The organism is Roseicyclus amphidinii, assembly GCF_030163755.1.
GTDB classification, from domain to species: Bacteria; Pseudomonadota; Alphaproteobacteria; order Rhodobacterales; family Rhodobacteraceae; genus Roseicyclus; species Roseicyclus amphidinii.
In genome coordinates this window covers 75,412-89,240 of sequence record NZ_JASJOE010000002.1, presented here as the reverse complement: position 1 = coordinate 89,240, position 13,829 = coordinate 75,412, and the positions used below count along the sequence as shown (strand labels likewise).

Genomic DNA, 13,829 nt, shown 5'->3' with positions numbered 1-13,829 from the left:
AGGTTCCATGGACAAGATCCCGATGACCCCGGCGGGCTACAAGGCCCTGAACGAGGAACTCAAGCAGTTCAAATCCGTGGAACGCCCCGCGATCATCCGGGCCATCGCCGAGGCGCGCGAGCATGGCGACCTGTCGGAGAACGCGGAATACCATTCGGCCAAGGAAAAGCAGTCCTTCATCGAGGGCCGCATCAAGGAGCTGGAAGGGCTGATCAGCCGGGCCAACGTGATCGACCCGGCGACGCTCTCGGGGCCGATCAAGTTCGGTGCCACCGTGGTCCTCGTGGACGAGGATGATGTCGAGAAGACCTTCAAGATCGTCGGCGAGGCCGAGGCGAATATCGAGAAGGGCCTGCTCAACATCAACTCGCCGCTTGCCCGCGCCTTGATCGGCAAGGACGAGGGCGATAGCGTCGAGGTCAAGACGCCCGGTGGCGACAAGGATTACGAGATCCTGTCGGTCAACTACGTCTGAGTATCCTGTGCCCGCCCGGAGACGCTCCGCGCATGACCGATGACCGGAAGCCCTCGACCCTCGAGCTGGGCCTTTATGCCCGCGAAGAGCCGTCTCAACGCATCACCGGGATCGAGATCGCGGCGATTGCCCTGACGCTGCTCTGGCTCGGCGCGGTTCTCGTGCTGATCCGTGGCGGCGGGGCGGAGGGCGGCGGCGGCTTCGCCGACGGGGTTCTGACGGCGCTCGCCATCCTGATGCCGATCGCATTGATCTGGGTGGCGGCCACCGCCGCGCGCACCGCCCGCGGGCTGCGCGAGGAGGCGGCGCGGCTGCAAGCCTCGATCGACGCGATGCGCGCGGCCTATGTCGATCAGCAGCAGCGCGCGGCGCTGGACCTGAAACCCGGCGTCGTCGAAAAGCTCGAAGAGCTGATCGAGGGACAGCGACAGGCCGCGGCCGCCGGGGCCGCGCCGGCGGTCTTCTCGTCGCTGCGCGCCCTGCCTCCCGCCGAAGAGCGTGCCGCCGTCGTTCAGGCCGCGCTCGCGCCCGAGGCCCCGCAGCCGGGTCTGGCGCTGGCCACCCCGGCGCAGAAGGATCCGATCTCGGTCGCCGATTTCATCAAGGCGCTGAATTTCCCCGAGAACGAGCACGACAAGGAAGGCTTCCGAACGCTGCGCCGCGCGCTCGAGGATCGCGCGACCGAGCGACTGATCCGCGCCAGCCAGGACGTGCTGACGCTCCTCAGCCAGGACGGCATCTACATGGACGACCTGCGCCCCGACCGCGCCCGGCCCGAAGTCTGGCGCCGCTTCGCGCAAGGCGAACGCGGGCGGGCCATCGCGGCACTGGGCGGCATTCGTGACCGGTCCTCGCTGGTGCTGGCCTCGGGGCGGATGAAGAAGGACCCGGTCTTCCGCGATGCGGCGCATCATTTCCTGCGCCATTTCGACCGGACCTTCATGGAGTTCGAGAAGAACGCCAGCGACGCCGAGATCGTGGAACTGGCCGGCACGCGCACGGCGCGGGCCTTCATGCTGATCGGCCGGGTGGCGGGCACCTTCGATTGAGGCGCGGGCGGTGTCCGCGCGGACACCGCGGAAAACTGCAGTTTTCCGGTTTCGTTTTCCTGCAGGAAAACGCCCCCCTCACGCCGCGAGCGCGGCGATCAGCTCGGCCTCGTGGCCGAGGCCCGCGATCCAGCCTTCCTCCCGGTCGCCTTCGCGCAGCATCGCGTCGCGGCGGTCCGGCGACAGCCCGGCGAAGGCCGCGGCCAGCACACGCACCTGGGCCGCGTCGAGGATCTCGCCGGGGCGCTGCCGCGCGCGGACCTCGCGGTCCAGCAGCGAGGGATAGACCTCGGCCAGCAGGATCGGCGCGTCGCGGTCCTCGAAGGGGCGCACGGCAAGCCGGTCGCCGTAGCGGCGGCGGAGCGCCTGAAGCCGGGGCAGACCGAGCAGGGTCTGGCTGCCGACCGAGCCGGTCGTGAACAGCTTCCAGCAGGGTTGCGCCCGTTTCAACCGCTCTTCCACCGCGCGGCGCTCAGGCATGCCGTGCCCGTGGCGCAGGCTGCCGCGCGCGGGCAGCGTCGGGGTGCCCCGTGCGGCAGGACAGCCCCAGAACGGTCCAACACCGGGGAAGAGGGCGTTGAGCTTCTCCGCCACCTCCCAGCGGTTGTTGGCGTTGCGCTCGTCATCCGTGATGACCTCCGCCAGCCAGCCCCAGAGCGCGAAGGGGTCGTCCGAGCCGGTCACCGCGCGGGCGAAACCGCTTGGGTAGCCGAAGGGAAAGTCGAAGCCTGCCGTCACGCGCCAGCCCTCGGCGAGGGCATGGTCGAACCGGGCCACCAGATGCGCCTGCGCCGCGGCGCGGGTGCGGTGGTAGGTGACCTTTTCGCCCTCGGGCCCGTGTTCGGCGATGAAGATCGCGTCCTTGACCGGGCGCGCGGGGGACGGGGCGGAGCGGGCCGACCAGTCCACCATCACGATGCACTCCGCTCGGCTCATGTCCCGGCCAGCGCGGTCTCGGCCCGTGCAAGGTCCTCGGGCCGGTTCACGTTGAGGAAGGGTGGCGGGTCGCCCTCGGGGAAGAGGACGCTTTCCGCGCCCTGGGCCTCGGTGAACCCGGTCACCTTGCGGGTGCCGCTTGCCAGCGCCGCGGCCAGCGTATCACGCAAATCCACGGACCAGAGGCCACAGGTGCCTTGCAGCCCGTCCGCCGTGCGGGCGAGCACGATGGGTGCGTCGACGCCTGCCAGACGCGCAGCGAGGTCTTCCGGCAGGAAGGGCGTGTCGACCGGCGCGGTCAGGACGCGGGCCGCGCCCTGCGCCGCGGCCCAGTCCATCGCGGCGAGGATGCCCGAAAGCGGGCCTTGCCCGCCCTCGGTGCCGTCGGGGATGACCGGAAGGCCGAAGGCGGCAAGGCGCGGGTCTTGCGCGGCGTTGATCGCCAGCCTGCGGCACTGCGGGGCGAGGCGCGCGATCACATGCGCCAGCAGCGGCCGCCCGGCCAGCGGGACGAAGGGCTTGTCGCCGCCGATCCGCCGCCCGGACCCGCCGGCGAGGATCACGCCCACGGCTGCGCGCTGGTCCATCACCCCTCCTGATGCCGCGTCTCACGGCGCTTGAATTGCATCCCTTGCGGCGCTGCCCTAAGCCTGCACCGAACCCGACGCCAAAGGCTATCCCGCCCCCATGTCCGCATCCAGCCCCCGCGCCGCCTATCTCCGCGGCCTGCGCACCGCGCTGCCCTTCGTGATCGTCGTGGCGCCCTTCGGGCTGCTCTTCGGGGTGGTGGGGACCGAGGCGGGGCTCGATATCGCGCAGGTGATGGGCTTCACCGTGCTGGTGATCGCGGGCGCGTCGCAATTCACCGCGCTGCAGCTGATGGCGGACGGGGCGCCGACGCTGATCGTCGTGGCCTCGGCGCTCGCGGTGAACCTGCGGATGGCGATGTATTCCGCCTCGCTGGCGCCCTACCTGGGACAGGCGCCGTTCTGGCAGAGGGCGCTCGCCGCCTACATGAACGTCGACCAGACCTATGCGCTGGGCCACGCGGAATACGAGGCCCGGCCCGGGATGACGGTGGCCGAGCGGATGGCCTTCTTCTTCGGCACGGCGACGCCGATCATCCCAGTCTGGGTGGGGGCGACGGCGGTGGGCATCTGGGTCGGTGCGGCGCTGCCGCCTGCGCTTGGCCTCGATTTCGCGGTGCCGATCACCTTCATCGCGCTGATCGCGCCCGCGCTCAGGACGCTGGCGCATGTGGCGGCCGCCGTCACCTCGGTCGTCATGGCGATCCTTCTGGGCTTCCTGCCGTGGAACCTGTGGCTGCTGGCGGCGGGGCTGGCCGCGATGATCGTCGGCGCCGAGGTCGAGCGCCGGATGGAGGCGCGGCGATGAGCTATACCGACGCGCAGCTCTGGGTGATCATCCTGGCCCTGGGGGTGGGCACCTTCCTGATCCGGTTCTCGTTTCTCGGTGTCCTTGGCAACCGGGAGCTTCCCCCGTGGCTGCTGCGGCATTTGCGCTACACCGCGGTGGGCATCCTGCCCGCGATGGTGACGCCGCTTGTCCTGTGGCCCGAGGCGACGGGCGGCACGCTCGACCCGGTGCGCATGGCGGCGGCGGCGGTGGGGCTGGGCGTCGGGCTTTGGACGAAGAACGCGATCTGGGCGATCGTCGCGGGGATGGGCAGCTTCTGGGCATTGGGTGCGCTTCTCGGCTGATCGTTCTATTAAATAGAACAAATCCCGCAATACCTGTATTTTTCATTCTTCATGCGCCGACGCATATCGCGCTCCAACCGCAACATGCCGAGGGGACGCACGACATGGATATGGCTCTGGAGATCGCCGCGACGCTGGTCGCGCAGGTTCAGAAACCGACGCTGGCCTTCCTGATCGGGGGCATGGTGCTGGCCGCGATGGGCAGCAAGCTGGAGGTGCCGGAACCGGTCTACAAGTTCATCGTGCTGGTCTTGCTGCTGAAGGTGGGCCTGAGCGCCGGCATCTCGGTGCGCGAGGCTGACCTTTGGGCGCTCGCGGTGCCTGCGCTTCTCGCGGCGCTTCTGGGCGTGGTCATCGTGCTGATCGGCGGTCGGGCGCTGGCGGCCTTCCGGGGCGTGAGCCGGATGGACGCGATGGCGACGGCGGGGCTGTTCGGGGCGGTCTCGGCCTCGACGCTGGCGGCGGGCATGGTGATGCTGGACGCCGAGGGGATCGCCTACGAGGGGTTCATCGGCGCGCTTTACCCGTTCATGGACATCGCGGCGCTGGTCACGGCGATCGTGCTGGCGCGGATGAGCGCCGCGCGGCGGCTGGCGGCGGCCCCCGCAGGGGGCGGTGTGGCGACCGTGGCCATGGGCACCGGCACGGGCGGCGACGGCGCGATGGTCAAGGGCATCCTGACCGACACGCTGAAAAGCCCTGCCATTTCGGCGCTGCTGCTGGGGCTCGGCATCGGCCTGCTGGGGCGGCCCGAGAGTGTTTACGACAGCTTCTACGAGCCGCTTTTCCGGGGCCTTCTGTCGATCCTGATGCTGATCATGGGGATCGAGGCGTGGCAGCGGCTGGGCGAGATGCGCAAGGTGGCCCATGCCTATGTCGCCTACGGCATCGCCGCGCCGCTGCTGCATGGCGCGCTGGGCTTCGGTGCGGGCCTGCTGGCGCATGAGCTGACCGGGTTCTCGGCGGGGGGCGTGGTGCTGCTGGCGGTGATGGCGGCCTCCAGCTCGGACATCTCTGGGCCGCCGACGCTGCGCGGCGCACTGCCCGAGGCGAACCCTTCGGCCTATGTGGGCACCTCGACGGGGCTGGGCACGCCGGTGGCGATCCTGTCGATCCCGCTCTGGATCGCGCTGGCCGATCTGGTGATCGGGGTCTGAGGCAGAGGGCGCGCCGCGGGGAACCGTGGCGCGCTTTTTCTGTGCGCTTTGGCTATAACCGTTCTATAATCCCGAAGATGGACCGCCTGAATTACCACCACCTGCGCTATTTCCGCGAGGTCGCGCGCGAGGGGCACCTGACCCGCGCCGCCGAGCGGTTGAACCTGTCGCAATCCGCGCTCTCGGCGCAGATCCGGCAGTTGGAGGAGCGGCTGGGCCGCTCGCTTTTCGAGCGCAAGGGGCGGCAGCTGATCCTGACCGAGGCGGGGCGGATCGCGCTGGACCACGCCGACCGGATCTTCGGCACGGGCGAGGAACTGATCGCGGCCTTGGGCACGGCGGGCGGCGCGCGGCCGCTGCGCGTGGGCGCGCTCTCGACCCTCTCGCGCAACTTCCAGATGCGGTTTCTTGCGCCCGTGCTGGGCGAGGTGCCGCTGGCGCTGGTTTCCGGCTCTGGCGGGGTGCTTCTGCCGCGGCTGGCGGCACTGGCGCTGGACGTGGTGCTGTCGACCGAGCCGCCCGATGCGCATGCCTTTCCCGACCTGACCGCGCGGCGGCTGTCGGCGCAACCCGTCGCGCTGATCGGCACGCCGGGGCGGGTGGCGGGCAAGGATGCGCTGTCGCTCCTGTCGTCGCAGCCGCTGATCCTGCCCACGGAAAGCGCGATCCGGACGGGGTTCGACGCGCTTTGCGTGCGCCACGGGATCACGCCCGTCATCCTTGCCGAGGTGGACGACATGGCCATGGTCCGCCTGCTGACGCGGCAGGACACGGGCGTGGCGCTGGCGCCGCCGGTCGTCATGGCCGACGAGATCGGCGCCGGCACGCTGATGCAGGCGCGCGGTGACCTGGGGATCGTCGAGACCTTCTACGCGATCACCGCGGCGCGGGATTTCCCGCATCCGGCGATGGCGCGGCTTCTGCAGGCCGGGGGATAGCCACCGTCAGTCGCGGACCGAGGCCGCCGGGTAGGTGCCCAGAACCTTCAGGTAGCTGGTGAAATACTCCAGCTCTTCCAGCGCCAGCTTGACGTTGGCGTCCTCGGGATGCCCCTCGATATCGGCGTAGAACTGCGTCGCGGTGAAGGAGCCGTCGACCATGTAGCTTTCCAGCTTGGTCATGTTCACCCCGTTCGTGGCAAAGCCGCCCATCGCCTTGTAGAGCGCAGCGGGGATGTTGCGGACGCGGAAGACGAAGGTCGTCATCATGTGATCGGCGCGGCGCGTCAGGTCGGGCGTGCGCGACATGACAAGGAAGCGCGTGGTGTTGGTGTCGTGATCCTCGATATGGCGGGCCAGCACCTCGAGGCCGTAGATCTCGCCCGCCAGTTCGGACGCCAGCGCGGCCTTGCTCTTGTCGCCCCAGGCCGCCACGTCGCGCGCGGCGCGGGCGTTGTCGGGGCTGACGCGGCCCGCGATGCCGTTCTCGCGCAGAAAGCGCGCGCATTGCGGCAGCAGGACAAGGTGGCTGTGCGCTTCGGTGATGTCGGAGAGCTGCGCACCGGGGACGGCAAGCAGGTTGATGTGCACGCGGACGAAGGCCTCGTCCACGATGTGCAGCCCCGACTCCGGCAAGAGCCGGTGAATGTCGGCGACGCGGCCGTAGGTCGTGTTCTCGACCGGCAGCATGGCCTGGTCGGCCGCGCCCGAGCGGACGGCTTCGATCGCGTCCTCGAAGGTGGCGCAGGGCAGCGCCTCGAACCCCGGGCGTGCGTCGTGGATCGCCTGGTGCGAATAGGCGCCGGGTTCCCCCTGAAAGGCGATGCGTGCGGTCATGTCTCCACCTCGGCGCGAGTGGGCGTTTCGTCGCGCTCCCTACACCTTGCCTTGGGTCGGTGAAACCCCATACATACCCCCGAAACCGCGATACGATTGGGAAGACCATGCTCGACACCATGACCATCACCAAGGCGTTCGCCTCTGTCTGCGGCGCAATGCTGGTGCTTCTTCTGGGCGGCTGGGCCGCCGAGGGGCTCTACAACATCGAGAACCACGGCGACGATCACGTGCCGGGCTACGCCATCCTGATCGAGGACGAGGGCGAGGCCGCCGTCGAGGAAGAGGTGGTCGAGGTCGCCTTTGCCGATGTCTACGCCACCGCCGACGCCGGCGCGGGCGAGCGCCTGTGGCGCCAGTGCTCGGCCTGTCACGCGCTGAACGGCAATGACGGCGTCGGCCCGCACCTGAACGGGATCGTGAACAAGGCCAAGGCGTCGTCGGCCGGGTTCAACTATTCCGATACGCTGGCCAGCATGGGCGGTGAGTGGACGCCGGAGAACCTGTCGGGCTTCATCGAGAACCCGCGCGGCTACGCGCCGGGCACCGCGATGGCCTACAACGGCATGCGCGATGTCGAGGACCGGGCGAACCTGATCGCCTATCTCGCCACCACCTCCGAGTGATCCGAGATCACGACCTGATCGAAGGGCCGCCCGCTGTGGCGGCCTTTTTCGTTGTGCGGCCCCTGATCACCGCCGATCACGCAATCTCGTCTTGAACCCCCGAGGGGCTGGTCCTTAACGTGTTGCGACACAGATAAAGGGGGTGTCACCCCCTGAGGACGAGCCTGGAGATCCGCATGACCGAACGCCCCGCCGCCCTCGCGGTCGCCGCCCCGGCGACGCGCCACCGCCCCGCCCTTGCCGCGCTGCCGCTTGGCGCCGCCCTGATCCTTGCGTTGGCCGCGCTGCCCGCGCGGGCGCAGGACGAGGCGCTGACCGTCACGCATGGCTTCGCCACCTTCGGGCTGTCGGATCTGACCTACGCCGCCGATTTCGAGCATCTGTCCTACGTGAACCCCGACGCGCCGCAGGGGGGCGAGATGTCTCTGAGCTGGTCCAGCGCGGGCGGCAGTTTCGATTCGATGCACCCCTACACCAACCAGGGCAACCCGGCGGTGCTGGCCTCGATCTTCTTCGAGTCGATGCTGGAAGGCACGCTCGACACCATCGGCGAAAGCTACTGCCTGCTGTGCGAGACGATGGCCTATCCCGAGGATCGGTCCTACGTCATCTTCACCATCCGCGAGGGTGCGCGCTTCTCGGACGGCACGCCGGTCACCGCCGACGACGCGCTGTTCTCCTACGAGATCCTGCGCGACGAGGGACTGCCCTCGTTCCGGGCGAGCATCCCGCTGACCATCGACAGCGCCGAGGTGATCGACGAACGGACGATCCGCTTCAACTTCAACCCCGAAAGCCAGGTTCGTGGGCGGATCGAGGCGGCGGGCGGGTTGCCCGTCTTCAGCCGCGCGAGCCACGAGGCCAGCGGGCTCGATTTCAGCGAAAGCCGTCTTGAGCCGCTGGTGGGATCGGGCCCCTACGTGCTGGGCGAGGTCGATCCGGGCCGCTCGACGGTCTTCGTGCGCAACGCAGACTATTGGGGCAACGATCTGCCGATCAACCGGGGGCGGCACAATTTCGGCTCGATCCGGGTGGAATACTACGCCGACGCCATCGCCGCCTTCGAGGGGTTCACGGCCGGAAACTACATGTTCCGGCAGGAAAACTCCTCGCAGAACTGGGCCAACAGCTATGATTTCCCGCGTCTGACCGACGGCATCGTGATCCGCGAGGAAATCCCGCAGGGGCTGATCACAAGCGGGCAGAGCTTCGTCTTCAACCTGCGCCGCGAGAAATTCCAGGACCCCCGCGTGCGCGAGGCCATCGCGCTGATGTTCAACTTCGAATGGACGAACCAGACGCTGTTCTACGGGCTTTACAGCCCCATCGACAGCTTCTGGGAGAACACGCATCTGGAGGCCGAGGGCATGGCCCCGCCCGAAGAGCTGGCCGTGCTGGAACCCTTCCGCGGGCGTATCCCGGACGAGGTCTTCACCGACGTGCCCTTTGCCACGCCCGCATCGGACCCCGACCGCACCTTTGACCGCCGCCAGGCGCGGCGCGCGACCGCGCTGCTGGAGGAAGCGGGCTGGGTGCCGGGCGACGACGGGCTCTTGCGCAACGAAACGGGCCGCACGCTGGAGGTGGAGTTCCTGAACGCAGGCCCGCTCTTCGACCGGATCATCAATCCTTACGTCGAGAACCTGCGCGCCATCGGCATCGACGCGCGGATGACCCGCGTGGACGGGGCGCAGATGAACCAGCGCCAGCGCGACGCGGATTTCGACATCCTGACCGATCATTTCCCGATGAGCTACGAGCCGGGCACCAGCCTGCGGCAGTATTTCGGCTCGATCGGCGCGGACGAGAGCCTGTTCAACGTGGCGGGCCTTGCCGATCCGGCAATCGATGAATTGCTGGAAACCGTGATCCGCGCCGAGACCCGCGAGGAGATGGAGGTCGCCACCCGCGCGCTGGACCGCGTGCTGCGCAGCCTGCGCATCCGGGTGCCGCAGTGGTTCAGCGACTCGAGCTGGGTCGCCTATTACAACCACTACCGCTACCCCGAGACGCTGCCGCCCTACGGCATCGGCTACCTCGATTTCTGGTGGGTCGACCCCGAGGCCGAGCAGGCCTTGCGCGATCAGGGCGTTCTGTAACCGCTGATGGGTGCCTATATCCTCAGACGGCTGTTGCTGATGATCCCCACGCTGTTGGGGATCATGGTGATCAACTTCGCGCTGACGCAATTCGTGCCGGGCGGGCCGGTGGAACAGGTCATCGCCCAGCTCGAGGGCGAGGGCGATGTCTTCGCCGGTATCTCGGGCGGCGGTGGCGACGGTGGCGCGATCGAGATGGAGAACACCGACTACCAGGGCGCACGCGGCCTGCCGCCGCAGTTCCTGGATGAGTTGCGCATCCAGTTCAATTTCGCGCGCATCGTCTGCGAGGAGGGGTTCACCGGGGTTCCCGACCTGGATGAAGAGGCCTGTGTCGCCGAGGACATTCCGGGCGTCGAACGCTTCTTCCTGATGATGTGGGATTACATGCGCTTCGATTTCGGCGAGAGCTACTTCCGCTCGATCTCGGTCATCGACCTCGTTCTGGAAAAGATGCCGGTCTCGATCTCGCTGGGGCTCTGGTCGACGCTGATCGCCTATCTCGTGTCGATCCCGCTGGGCATCCAGAAGGCCACGCGCGACGGGTCGAAGTTCGACACATGGACGAGCGGGGTCATCATCGTGGCCTACGCGATCCCCGGGTTCCTCTTTGCGATCCTGTTGCTGATCGTCTTCGCGGGCGGGCGGTATTTCCAGATCTTCCCCTTGCGCGGCCTGACCTCGGACGGGTGGGAGGACATGACGCTGATCCAGCAGATCGGCGATTACTTCTGGCACATCACGCTGCCGGTGCTGGCCTCGACCATCTCGGCCTTCGCCACGCTGACGCTGCTGACGAAGAACTCCTTCCTCGACGAGATCAAGAAGCAATACGTGATGACCGCGCGGGCCAAGGGCTTACGCGAATCCCGCGTGCTTTACGGCCATGTCTTCCGCAACGCGATGCTGATCGTGATCGCGGGCTTTCCCGCCGTCTTCGTCGGCGTCTTCTTCGGCGGCTCGCTGATCATCGAGACGATCTTCTCGCTCGACGGTCTCGGGCGGCTGGCCTTCGAGGCCGCTGTCAGCCGGGATTACCCGGTGATCTTCGGAACGCTCTTCGTCTTCGGGCTGATCGGCCTTTTCGTGAACATCCTGTCGGACCTGATGTATGTCTGGATCGACCCCCGGATCGACTTCGAGACGCGGGAGACCTGAGATGGCGATGCCCGACGTCCCCCCGCGCAGCCCCGATCCGCTGCCCCCTGTCGCTGCCCCGCCCGTTCGGCGCGGATGGCTGTCGCCGCTCAACCGCCGCCGGTGGGAGAACTTCAAGGCGAACCGCCGCGCGCTCTGGTCGCTGTGGATCTTCGGCATTCTCTACGGGCTGAGCCTGTTCGCCGAGGTCATCGCCAATGACCGGCCGATCCTCGTGCAATACCAGGGCGGCTATTACACGCCGATCTTCAACTTCTACCCCGAGACCGCGTTCGGCGGCGATTTCCGGACCGAAGCGGTCTACCGCGATGTCGAGGTCCAATGCCTGATCGTGTCGGGGGGGCTTGAGGACTGCTGGGACGACCCCGAGGGCGTGATCGAAGAGGTGCAGGAGACCGGCGCCTTCGGCGGCACCGAGGTGCAGGAGGGCTGGCTGCTCTGGCCGCTCATTCCCTACAGCTACAACACCGTCAACGACATCGGTCGCGCGGCCCCCTCTCCGCCCGATGCGGATCACTGGCTGGGCACCGACGACACCGCGCGCGACGTGCTGGCGCGCGTGATCTACGGCTTCCGGCTGTCGGTGAGTTTCGCGCTTGTCGTGACCTTCCTGACCTCGGTCATCGGCATCGCGGCGGGGGCGGCGCAAGGGTATTACGGCGGCTGGCTCGACCTGATCTTCCAGCGGGTGATCGAGATCTGGAACTCCACCCCCAGCCTTTACATCATCATCATCATATCCGCGATCTTCGTGATGGATTTCTGGCTGCTCGTCTTCCTCATGGTGCTGTTCGGGTGGACGGGGCTGGTGGGCGTGGTGCGGGCCGAATTCCTGCGGGCGCGCAACTTCGAATATGTCCGCGCGGCGCGTGCGCTTGGTGTCGGAAACGGCACGATCATGTTCCGGCACGTGTTGCCCAATGCGATGGTGGCGACGCTGACCTTCCTGCCCTTCATCGTGACGGGCACGATCGGGGGGCTTGCCTCGCTCGACTTCCTCGGCTTTGGCCTGCCCTCCTCGGCCCCGTCGCTCGGCGAGATGACCTTGCAGGCGAAGAACAACCTGCAGGCGCCCTGGCTGGGCTTCACCGCCTTCTTCACCTTTGCGATCATGCTGTCGCTGCTGGTTTTCATCTTCGAGGGCATCCGCGACGCCTTCGACCCGCGCAAGACCTTCGTCGCCTCCGCCGCACCCGACGCGGATGAGGTGGCGGCGACCGAAGCGGAGGCGCGCTGATGTCCGATCCGATCCTTCAGGCCCGTGACCTGTCCATCCGCTTCGGCGCGACCCACGCGGTGCGCGGTGTCTCGTTCCATGTCGACAAGGGCGAGACCGTCGCGCTGGTGGGCGAAAGCGGCTCGGGCAAGTCGGTCACGGCGCTGTCGACGGTGGACCTGATCCCCGGCGCGCCCGAGATCACCGGCTCGGTCACCTATGACGGGCAGGAGATGGTGGGCGCGGACGAGGGCCTGCTCAGGCACATCCGCGGCAACGAGATCAGCTTCATCTTCCAGGAGCCGATGACCTCGCTCAACCCGCTGCACACGCTGGAAAAGCAGATCACCGAAAGCCTGATGCTGCACCAGGGGCTGCGCGGGGCGGCGGCGCAGGCGCGGGTGGTGGAGCTGTTGCACAAGGTCGGCATCCGCGACCCCGAAAGTCGGCTGGGCGCTTACCCGCACCAGCTGTCGGGCGGGCAGCGGCAGCGCGTGATGATCGCCATGGCATTGGCGAACAACCCCAAGCTGCTGATCGCGGACGAGCCGACGACGGCGCTCGACGTGACGATCCAGGCGCAGATCCTGGATTTGCTGGCGGACCTCAAGCGCGACCTCGGCATGAGCCTGTTGTTCATCACCCATGACCTGACCATCGTGCGGCGGATCGCCGACCGGGTCTGCGTGATGCAGAACGGGGTGATCGTGGAACAGGGGCGCACCGCCGAGATCTTCGCCAACCCCAGCCACCCCTATACCCAGAAGCTTCTGGCGGCCGCGGCGACGGGCGGGCCTGACCCGGTTCCGGCGGACGCGCCCGAGGTGGTTTCGACCAGCGATCTGCGCGTGTGGTTCCCGATCCAGCGCGGGTTCCTGCGCCGCACGGTGGGCCATGTGAAGGCGGTGAATGCCGCGACGCTCAGCGTTCGCGCGGGCGAGACCGTGGGGGTCGTCGGCGAAAGCGGGTCCGGCAAGACGACGCTGGCGCTTGCGATCATGCGGCTGATCTCCTCGCAGGGGCCGGTGATCTTCATGGGGCGCGACGTGCAGGGGCTGCATTCGCGCGAGCTGCGCCCGCTCAGGCGCGACATGCAGATCGTGTTCCAGGACCCGTACGGGAGCCTCAGCCCCCGGATGACGGTCGAGCAGATCGTGTCAGAGGGTCTGGCCGTGCATGGCGTGGGCCGCGAGGACCGGCGGCGTCAGGTGGCCGAGATCCTGGCCGAGGTGGGCCTCGACCCCGCGATGATGGACCGTTACCCGCACGAGTTTTCCGGCGGGCAGCGCCAGCGCATCGCCATCGCGCGCGCCATGATCCTGCGGCCCAAGCTGGTGGTGCTGGACGAGCCGACAAGCGCGCTCGACATGACGGTGCAGGTTCAGATCGTCGAGCTTCTGCGCAGGCTGCAGCGCAAGCATGGCATCGCGTATCTCTTCATCAGCCATGACCTGAAGGTCGTGCGCGCGCTGAGCCACAAGGTGATCGTCATGCGCAACGGCGACGTGGTGGAGACGGGCGAGACCGAGGCGCTGTTCCGCAATCCGCAGTCCGAGTACACGCGCGACCTGATGCGGGCGGCCTTCGGCGAGGCCTGGGCGGCCTGATCCCGAGGCG

14 protein-coding genes are annotated in these 13,829 nt (G+C 67.9%); 11 read left to right on the top strand and 3 right to left on the bottom strand.

Annotated elements, in window-relative coordinates; translation table 11 throughout:
- The first annotated feature begins 7 nt into the window (after positions 1 to 7).
- The gene (gene greA / locus QQK83_RS01400; protein WP_284260927.1) at positions 8 to 475 is read left to right on the top strand and encodes a transcription elongation factor GreA; all 468 of its coding nucleotides are present in this window, start codon (positions 8 to 10) and stop codon (positions 473 to 475) included.
- Positions 476 to 507: 32 nt separating this feature from the next.
- Positions 508 to 1,524: a hypothetical protein gene (locus tag QQK83_RS01395; RefSeq protein ID WP_284260925.1), complete on the top strand. Its 1,017-nt coding sequence runs from the start codon at positions 508 to 510 to the stop codon at positions 1,522 to 1,524.
- 78 nt (positions 1,525 to 1,602) lie between these two features.
- On the opposite strand, the gene QQK83_RS01390 is transcribed toward QQK83_RS01395, so the two are convergent.
- Positions 1,603 to 2,460, bottom strand: coding sequence for a molybdopterin guanine dinucleotide synthesis (locus tag QQK83_RS01390; RefSeq protein ID WP_284260922.1), 858 nt, complete (start codon positions 2,458 to 2,460; stop codon positions 1,603 to 1,605).
- Positions 2,457 to 3,047 carry a molybdenum cofactor guanylyltransferase MobA gene (gene mobA / locus QQK83_RS01385; protein ID WP_284260920.1) on the bottom strand — a complete coding sequence of 197 codons (591 nt, stop codon included), beginning with the start codon at positions 3,045 to 3,047 and terminating at the stop codon, positions 2,457 to 2,459. Before mobA ends, QQK83_RS01390 begins: the two co-directional genes overlap by 4 nt.
- 100 nt (positions 3,048 to 3,147) lie before the next feature.
- Between mobA and QQK83_RS01380 the strand changes: the two genes are divergently transcribed.
- From QQK83_RS01380 to QQK83_RS01365, 4 genes are all read left to right on the top strand, one after another.
- A complete protein-coding gene (locus tag QQK83_RS01380; protein WP_284260918.1) occupies positions 3,148 to 3,855 on the top strand; it encodes an AzlC family ABC transporter permease in 708 nt (235 codons plus the stop codon).
- Entirely contained in the window at positions 3,852 to 4,181 is a 330-nt protein-coding gene (locus QQK83_RS01375; RefSeq protein WP_284260917.1) for an AzlD domain-containing protein, read from the top strand. Before QQK83_RS01380 ends, QQK83_RS01375 begins: the two co-directional genes overlap by 4 nt.
- Positions 4,182 to 4,285: 104 nt before the next feature.
- Positions 4,286 to 5,338 (top strand): sodium-dependent bicarbonate transport family permease, encoded by a 1,053-nt coding sequence (locus QQK83_RS01370; RefSeq protein WP_284260915.1) that lies wholly within the window; start codon positions 4,286 to 4,288, stop codon positions 5,336 to 5,338.
- A 77-nt stretch (positions 5,339 to 5,415) separates the two neighbouring features.
- Positions 5,416 to 6,276 (top strand): LysR family transcriptional regulator, encoded by an 861-nt coding sequence (locus QQK83_RS01365; protein WP_284260913.1) that lies wholly within the window; start codon positions 5,416 to 5,418, stop codon positions 6,274 to 6,276.
- A gap of 6 nt (positions 6,277 to 6,282) precedes the next feature.
- Here QQK83_RS01365 and QQK83_RS01360 read toward each other — a convergent pair whose 3' ends face one another.
- On the bottom strand, positions 6,283 to 7,113 hold the full coding sequence (locus tag QQK83_RS01360) for a prephenate dehydratase (protein WP_284260910.1): 831 nt from the start codon (positions 7,111 to 7,113) through the stop codon (positions 6,283 to 6,285).
- A 107-nt stretch (positions 7,114 to 7,220) separates the two neighbouring features.
- On the opposite strand from QQK83_RS01360, the gene QQK83_RS01355 reads away from it, so the two are divergent.
- The 5 genes from QQK83_RS01355 (at position 7,221) to QQK83_RS01335 (ending at position 13,819) form a co-directional block, all read left to right on the top strand.
- A complete protein-coding gene (locus QQK83_RS01355) occupies positions 7,221 to 7,739 on the top strand; it encodes a c-type cytochrome (RefSeq protein ID WP_284260908.1) in 519 nt (172 codons plus the stop codon).
- A 176-nt stretch (positions 7,740 to 7,915) separates the two neighbouring features.
- Positions 7,916 to 9,838 carry an extracellular solute-binding protein gene (locus tag QQK83_RS01350; protein WP_284260906.1) on the top strand — a complete coding sequence of 641 codons (1,923 nt, stop codon included), beginning with the start codon at positions 7,916 to 7,918 and terminating at the stop codon, positions 9,836 to 9,838.
- Between the two features lie 6 nt (positions 9,839 to 9,844).
- Positions 9,845 to 10,996: a microcin C ABC transporter permease YejB gene (locus tag QQK83_RS01345; RefSeq protein ID WP_284260905.1), complete on the top strand. Its 1,152-nt coding sequence runs from the start codon at positions 9,845 to 9,847 to the stop codon at positions 10,994 to 10,996.
- Between the two features lies 1 nt (position 10,997).
- Complete coding sequence (locus QQK83_RS01340) at positions 10,998 to 12,233, top strand: ABC transporter permease (protein ID WP_284260904.1); 1,236 nt, start codon at positions 10,998 to 11,000, stop codon at positions 12,231 to 12,233.
- Complete coding sequence (locus tag QQK83_RS01335) at positions 12,233 to 13,819, top strand: ABC transporter ATP-binding protein (protein WP_284260901.1); 1,587 nt, start codon at positions 12,233 to 12,235, stop codon at positions 13,817 to 13,819. Before QQK83_RS01340 ends, QQK83_RS01335 begins: the two co-directional genes overlap by 1 nt.
- The last annotated feature ends 10 nt before the right edge of the window (positions 13,820 to 13,829 follow it).

Excerpts from the sequence above, each read along its gene's own strand:
- QQK83_RS01395 (WP_284260925.1), top strand. The coding sequence starts at position 508 with ATGACCGATGACCGGAAGCCCTCGACCCTCGAGCTGGGCCTTTATGCC.
- QQK83_RS01340 (WP_284260904.1), top strand. The coding sequence starts at position 10,998 with ATGGCGATGCCCGACGTCCCCCCGCGCAGCCCCGATCCGCTGCCCCCT.
- mobA (WP_284260920.1), bottom strand. The coding sequence starts at position 3,047 with ATGGACCAGCGCGCAGCCGTGGGCGTGATCCTCGCCGGCGGGTCCGGG.
- QQK83_RS01365 (WP_284260913.1), top strand. The coding sequence starts at position 5,416 with ATGGACCGCCTGAATTACCACCACCTGCGCTATTTCCGCGAGGTCGCG.
- QQK83_RS01335 (WP_284260901.1), top strand. The coding sequence starts at position 12,233 with ATGTCCGATCCGATCCTTCAGGCCCGTGACCTGTCCATCCGCTTCGGC.
- QQK83_RS01380 (WP_284260918.1), top strand. The coding sequence starts at position 3,148 with ATGTCCGCATCCAGCCCCCGCGCCGCCTATCTCCGCGGCCTGCGCACC.
- QQK83_RS01390 (WP_284260922.1), bottom strand. The coding sequence starts at position 2,460 with ATGAGCCGAGCGGAGTGCATCGTGATGGTGGACTGGTCGGCCCGCTCC.
- QQK83_RS01360 (WP_284260910.1), bottom strand. The coding sequence starts at position 7,113 with ATGACCGCACGCATCGCCTTTCAGGGGGAACCCGGCGCCTATTCGCAC.
- QQK83_RS01355 (WP_284260908.1), top strand. The coding sequence starts at position 7,221 with ATGCTCGACACCATGACCATCACCAAGGCGTTCGCCTCTGTCTGCGGC.
- QQK83_RS01370 (WP_284260915.1), top strand. The coding sequence starts at position 4,286 with ATGGATATGGCTCTGGAGATCGCCGCGACGCTGGTCGCGCAGGTTCAG.
- QQK83_RS01375 (WP_284260917.1), top strand. The coding sequence starts at position 3,852 with ATGAGCTATACCGACGCGCAGCTCTGGGTGATCATCCTGGCCCTGGGG.
- QQK83_RS01345 (WP_284260905.1), top strand. The coding sequence starts at position 9,845 with ATGGGTGCCTATATCCTCAGACGGCTGTTGCTGATGATCCCCACGCTG.
- greA (WP_284260927.1), top strand. The coding sequence starts at position 8 with ATGGACAAGATCCCGATGACCCCGGCGGGCTACAAGGCCCTGAACGAG.
- QQK83_RS01350 (WP_284260906.1), top strand. The coding sequence starts at position 7,916 with ATGACCGAACGCCCCGCCGCCCTCGCGGTCGCCGCCCCGGCGACGCGC.